Source organism: Acetobacterium wieringae (assembly GCF_001766835.1).
In the GTDB taxonomy this organism is placed as follows: domain Bacteria; phylum Bacillota; class Clostridia; order Eubacteriales; family Eubacteriaceae; genus Acetobacterium; species Acetobacterium wieringae.
This window is the reverse complement of the sequence record NZ_LKEU01000042.1, coordinates 91609-97755: the sequence shown is the minus strand read 5'-3', so window position 1 is coordinate 97755 and position 6147 is coordinate 91609. Positions and strand designations below refer to the sequence as shown.

General features: G+C 41.3%; 7 protein-coding genes, 1 tRNA gene and 1 riboswitch. Of the genes, 6 read left to right on the top strand and 2 right to left on the bottom strand.

All coding sequences use genetic code 11. The features are described 5' to 3' along the window. Positions 1-115 precede the first annotated feature (115 nt). Entirely contained in the window at positions 116-1201 is a 1086-nt protein-coding gene (locus tag ACWI_RS16270; protein WP_070372497.1) for a tyrosine-type recombinase/integrase, read from the top strand. Between the two features lie 11 nt (positions 1202-1212). On the opposite strand, the gene ACWI_RS16265 is transcribed toward ACWI_RS16270, so the two are convergent. Next, a tRNA-Thr gene (locus ACWI_RS16265) sits at positions 1213-1288 on the bottom strand. Between the two features lie 56 nt (positions 1289-1344). After that, positions 1345-1680 carry a rubredoxin-like domain-containing protein gene (locus tag ACWI_RS16260; protein WP_070372496.1) on the bottom strand — a complete coding sequence of 112 codons (336 nt, stop codon included), beginning with the start codon at positions 1678-1680 and terminating at the stop codon, positions 1345-1347. Positions 1681-1838: 158 nt separating this feature from the next. Then, positions 1839-1931: riboswitch (THF riboswitch) on the top strand. Between the two features lie 52 nt (positions 1932-1983). Here ACWI_RS16260 and ACWI_RS16255 point away from each other — a divergent pair. From ACWI_RS16255 to ACWI_RS16235, 5 genes are all read left to right on the top strand, one after another. Further along, positions 1984-2742, top strand: coding sequence for a folate family ECF transporter S component (locus tag ACWI_RS16255; protein WP_070372495.1), 759 nt, complete (start codon positions 1984-1986; stop codon positions 2740-2742). Between the two features lie 270 nt (positions 2743-3012). Then, positions 3013-3942: a class II fructose-1,6-bisphosphate aldolase gene (gene fba, locus ACWI_RS16250; RefSeq protein WP_070372494.1), complete on the top strand. Its 930-nt coding sequence runs from the start codon at positions 3013-3015 to the stop codon at positions 3940-3942. Positions 3943-4139: 197 nt separating this feature from the next. After that, the gene (locus ACWI_RS16245) at positions 4140-5117 is read left to right on the top strand and encodes an RluA family pseudouridine synthase (RefSeq protein ID WP_070372493.1); all 978 of its coding nucleotides are present in this window, start codon (positions 4140-4142) and stop codon (positions 5115-5117) included. Between the two features lie 2 nt (positions 5118-5119). Further along, positions 5120-5656, top strand: a complete 537-nt coding sequence (locus ACWI_RS16240) for a Holliday junction resolvase RecU (RefSeq protein ID WP_070372492.1) — start codon at positions 5120-5122, stop codon at positions 5654-5656. Positions 5657-5658: 2 nt separating this feature from the next. Continuing rightward, positions 5659-6138 (top strand): S-ribosylhomocysteine lyase, encoded by a 480-nt coding sequence (locus ACWI_RS16235; RefSeq protein ID WP_070372491.1) that lies wholly within the window; start codon positions 5659-5661, stop codon positions 6136-6138. The last annotated feature ends 9 nt before the right edge of the window (positions 6139-6147 follow it).

The window sequence follows — 6147 nt, the reverse complement described above, 5'->3', positions numbered from 1 at the left end:
GCCTGCAATGCTTTGAGTTTTATCGAAATCGCTTCGCATTTCAGCTTGCAAAACTATGGATTTTCCATAATGCAACATTCTGTATTTTTAACTTGCAACTTTCTGCAAAAAGTACTTGCAAAAAACAATTGGAAAAGCAAAAAAAGAAATGGATGGGGATCTTTCAACCGATACCCAACCCTTTGGTGAATTTGTCAAATACTGGCTGTACCAGGTCCATTTGGTGGATAAAAAGCCATCCACCAAAGAGTCCTATGATAATAAGTTCAGAAAATATATTGAGCATTCACCAGTGTCCAATGTTCAACTAAAAAAACTCACACCAAAGAAAATTCAGGATTGGTATAATGACCTCTTCAAATCAGGCGTATCAACCAGCGTTATCAACGGTGTAAATAAAATAGTACGGCCTGCCATCCGCTTTGCTGCAGAAACAGCCCGGATACCAAATGATTTTTCAAAAATCATCAAGATTCCAGAGGACAGAACCATCATCAAAACGCCTACCCCAACTGTCAGACCGCTAACGATTAAAGAACAAACAGCATTCGAAATTGCGATCAAAGATGATGACTATGAAATGCTTTATCTTACGGCCATGTATACTGGACTGCGCCCCGGGGAACTTTCAGCATTAATCTGGGAGGATATTGATTTCAAAGGGAAAACAATTCGAGTAAACAAGGCTTATAAAGTCAGCAAAGATATTGATTTAAACAAATACATCGGAGTTACCGGCCCGCCTAAGACTAAAAACGCCAATCGCCTGGTGCCTATTCCTGATGGCATCTTGACCAAATTAAAACAATATCAAATTAATCAAAAGGAAAAGTTTTTAAAATATGGCGTTGCCGTTGAAGGTGATTTTCTTGTTTTCAGTAATTCAATTGGCACATACCTGGATCGACAGAATATGAATAAACGGATTAAGAAGATTTATGAATCCTGCGGAATAAAAAATAAAAGGTTTTATGATCTCCGGCATACCTATGCCACCCGTTTGTTTGAACTGGGAGAAGCTCCTAAGACTGTCCAAATGCTGATGGGCCATGCGGACATCTCCGAGACTTTAAACACCTATACAACCGTTTTGGAGAAACAAAAGGTGCTTTCATCAAAAAAACTTGATAAATTCTATAAGGGGCAAATCAAGGGGCAAAATAAAATGGACAAAAATAAAAAGCCCTCAGAAAGGGCTTAATTACTTGATACTGGAGCTAGCGGGGGGAATCGAACCCCCGACCTACTGATTACGAATCAGTTGCGCTACCATCTGTGCCACGCCAGCAGTAAAAACTTACTGAACTATCATAACACAAACCCTAGCTCCATTTCAATATTTTTTTACCATTTACCTTTTGAGATATGCCCGGCTATTTCTGCTTTGCACATTTCCTTGATGACGTAACAATCGGCTTCGGCTTTCTGAAAAATATGCAGACATCCTGGATCCAGATTGATTTCTGCACCCTTTCTTGACAGATGAACGATTTTTTCAGCCAGTCCAATCACTTCCATATGAATATCGTTGGTAACATAGGAGTCATATACTTTTTTAGCCTCTTCGTCACTTAAAGCTGCAAATTGCTCCCGGGGAGCTCCACATTTAGGACAATTTTCCGGGGCTTCAAGGCCTTCCATCTTATAACCGCAGACACCACATTTCCATAGCTTTTTCATTTATTACCCTCCATTTACTTTTTTTCTTTCAGTTTTTCTTTGACTGATACTATTATATACCCAAAATCACAATAATTACCACTTTGATTAAAAAATAACGATAATTATTTATCCTTGTGTAAACCTTTAACTACATGTTAAAATGATAACAATTAAATATCAGAGTAGACAAGATGCGTAAAGTGTTAAAGGATGGGAAGTTGCCTTTAAACGAAATGTGACCATTGCGGTATCTTGTCGCTTCCGCTGTTACAATGCAGATTGTAGGTTGCGGAAGCATTACTTTAAACTCAAGGAGGTTTTATGAAAAGTAATGCTTTTATTAGTAGTTCCACCCGAACCCGGGTCATGGTGAATTGTGGACTGCTCATTGCCATCAGCATCGTGCTGAAGATTTTGTTTGAGGTATACATCCCTCTTGGTGGCTTTCCTTCATTACGGTTAAACATCACTGCTTTGCCAATTATGCTAAGTGGTATTCTGTTTGGACCGCTAGCAGGTTTCGCCGTAGGTTTTATTTCCGATATCCTCTGCTTTATTATTAAGCCGGGCGGCCCTTTCTTTATCGGATTTACCTTAGCCAGCGGGTTGACTGGTTTGATTCCGGGTTTACTCTTTATGATGTTGCGAAAAAAAGAAGTAAAATATCTGGAATGGTTCAACCTGGTTTTTATCGTACTGGCCACAATTATTCTGGCTGTTTCCGGCACCTTTGGTTTCGACAATGGTACCATTTATTATGCAGGTGAACCGATCAGTACGATTGTCTTTGTACTCTTTATTGCTTTAATGATCGCGTTTGCGGTCTTCCCCATTATTGTTGTAAAGAGATCAAATCTTGATAGTGAATTTCGTAGCGATCATATCCTGTTTATCGTCAGTGTTTCACAATTGGTCACATCAATATTGTTAAACACCTGGTTTTTGAGCATTCTATATGGACAGGCGGTTGCTGTATTGCTACCTGCCCGAATCATTACCAACATTTTCCTGATTCCCTTATACACAATCATGCTCGTTGGTTTATTAAAAGTCCTTCCCAGCTTCATTAAACAACGTTAGTTACAAAATAAGAAAAGAGGCAGCACAATCTGTTGCCTCTTTTACTTTTACTTTCAGCGAATACATCCTTCTTCTTATTATTTCTTTTGTCAAAGCAATGCTTTGATTTTTTCTTTATTTCCATATAGATAAAAATGTAAATACCGATCAAATTTGTTCTGATTGCTTGATTATTATCACAAAAGATAGTATACTGATACTACTGTCGCTAAATATAAATGTCATATAAAACAACAAGCAAAATAGGATAACACTTAGGAGGTTTTCAAAATGGGACTAGTAACATCAACTGAAATGTTCAAAAAAGCTTATGACGGTGGCTATGCCGTTGGGGCTTTTAATGTTAATAATATGGAAATAATTCAGGGAATCGTAGAAGCAGCTGCTGAAGAACAAGCGCCTCTTATCTTACAAGTATCGGCAGGGGCCAGAAAATATGCCCATCCGGTCTATCTTAAAAAATTGGTCGAAGCAGCCGTCGAAGTCACTGGTTTGGATATCTGCCTCCATTTAGATCACGGCGATGATTTTGAGATTTGCAAAGCCTGTGTCGATGGCGGTTTTACCTCGGTTATGATTGATGGTTCAAAACACTCCTTCACTGAAAATATTGCCTTAACCAGGCAAGTGGTTGAGTACGCTCATGATCATGGTGTTGTCGTTGAAGCCGAGCTGGGAAAACTGGCTGGTGTTGAAGATGATGTCAACGTCGATACCCGCAATGCAACCTATACTGATCCCGATGAAGCGGTCGAGTTTGTAGAACGAACCGGCTGCGATTCGTTAGCCATAACAATTGGCACCAGCCATGGTGCTTTCAAATTTAAAGGCGAACCCCGACTGGATTTCGAACGGCTTTACAAAATTTCCGACATGCTCCCCGGCTTTCCTTTGGTACTCCATGGGGCATCTTCGGTTCCCAAAGAATTCGTCAATCTTTGCAATCAATACGGTGGACAAATTCCTGGCGCTCAGGGTGTTCCCGAAGATATGTTGCGAAAAGCTGCGAAATCTGGCGTTTGTAAAATCAATATCGATACCGATCTGCGTCTGGCCATGACCGCCTCGATCCGCCAGGTTTTTGTTGAAAATCCCGGTTGGTTCGATCCCCGTCAATATTTGGGACCAGGTCGATCGGCCATCAAAGCCATGGTTGCCCATAAAATAAAAAATGTCCTGGACTGCAGCCATAAACGATAATTTATTTTATCCTTAACTTGTTTCTCCGTTTTTTGAGCATCTCGCAAGCTAACTTTGATTACTTGGGCAGATGCTCTTTTTATTTCTTGTAAAAAAAACGCTCGCCTAATTAATTTTTCCACCTCGACAACCGAAACTTAATTTATTCACGCCACATCCATGGTATAATGACACAAAATACTATTTAAGGATTATAGATGAAAACAATTGTTATTACTGAAAACGAAAGCAACCAACGACTGGATCGCTTTCTAAAAAAACTGATGCCCCAAGCCTCCACCGGATTTCTCCAGAAGATGCTGCGAAAAAAGCGGATCAAACTAAATGGTCAAAAATCGGAGCCATCCACAAACATTACCGCTGGCGATGTGGTTTCGATTTACTTCGCAGAAGAAACCATTGCCAATTTCCGGGCTGCTACACCACCAAAAAAATTAGATAAAAACAGCCCTCAACTCGATATTATTTTTGAAAACACTGATCTGCTGGTACTTAATAAACCCGTTGAACTGCTTACTCAGCCAGATAAATCCGAGGAAGCATCACTGATTGACCATGCCGTTAGCTATCTGATAAAAAAAGGTGATTATGACCCTAAAACCAATTTAACCTTCACCCCCGCCTGTGCCAATCGATTGGATAAAAATACGACCGGAATCATCCTGGTTCCCAAGAATTATAAAACCCTTCAAGCGGTCAATTGTGCCATCCGGGAAGATCGCACCGAAAAGATCTACTTCACCATCGTAACCGGAAAACCCAAGGCTACCGATGAGATTATTGGCTATTTAAAAAAAGATGGTGATAAAAACTCTGTCACCTTCTCGACACAGCAAACCGCTCCAATCGATAAAAAGGCCGTCCTGAACTACGAAACTCTGGCTTGTCACGGTGACTATGCCTTGTTAAAAATCATTTTAAAAACCGGCCGTTCCCACCAGATTCGGGTTCAACTTTCAGCCATGGGTTTGCCGATAGTCGGCGATCCCAAATATGGGAGTCGCCTGGTTAACAGCCGGTTATATGAAGAATTCGGTCTGAAAAGCCAATTGCTCCACAGCGCCCGGTATACCCTGCCTGACATGAATAAAACCTTTACCGCCCCGCTCCCACCGGTTTTTGAAAAAGCCTTAAAACGCTTTGGCTTTAAAGACCCCTTTCTATCGGAGCAATAAAAATGGGTTACTGGAACAGCCGGGGGCTTCGGGGCAGTCAGCTAGAGGAAAACTTAAATATCACCAATAAAATCTATCTGGAACAGGGGTTGGCGGTCGTTCAAAAAATTCCTACTTCCATCAAACCAGTAGAGTTAGATCCTACTAAAGGAACCATTAAACTGGCCTATTTTGAAGAGAAAAGTACCGTCGACTATCTGGGCAACATCCAGGGAATTCCGGTCTGCTTTGATGCTAAGGAAACCAGCCAGAAGCGATTACCGATTGCCAATATCCATCAGCATCAGATGGAATTTATGGAAGCCTTCGAGAAACAGGAGGGGTTGTCCTTCCTGATTGTCCATTTTAAATTCTGCGACGAAACCTTCCTGCTGCCCTTTGATATTCTAAAAACCTATTGGGATCATGCCCAGCATAGCGGTCGCAAATCCATTCCCTACGGGGACTTCGACCAGAATCTGCGGATTTATCCCTACCATAATATTCTCCTTCATTATCTGGAGGCTATTAACCATTATCTTACCAGAAAGGAAAAATAACAATGAAAAAAATTGCCAGCTTCACCATCAACCACCTGGATTTATTACGAGGAGTCTATATCTCCCGAAAAGATTATTGCGGCGATCACTGCATCACCACCTTTGACATCCGGATGAAAGAACCCAACCGCGAACCAGTCATTAACAACGGCGAACTCCATGCCATGGAGCACCTGGGCGCAACTTTTCTGCGCAATGACCCGGTACTCAGTGACGAAATTGTCTATTTTGGACCAATGGGCTGCCGCACCGGCTTCTACCTGCTGATGAAAGGCGAACGAACTCCAGCCGATATCATGCCCTTGATTATCAAGTTATTTACCTTTATGGCCGATTACCAGGACGAGATTCCCGGTGCCTCACCCCGGGATTGCGGCAACTATCTGGATATGAATCTCCCCATGGCCCGCTATGAAGCCCGGAAGTTTCTAACTGAAATTCTTGAAAAAATCCAACCAGAAAATATGATTTATCCAGAATAAACCCAAAAA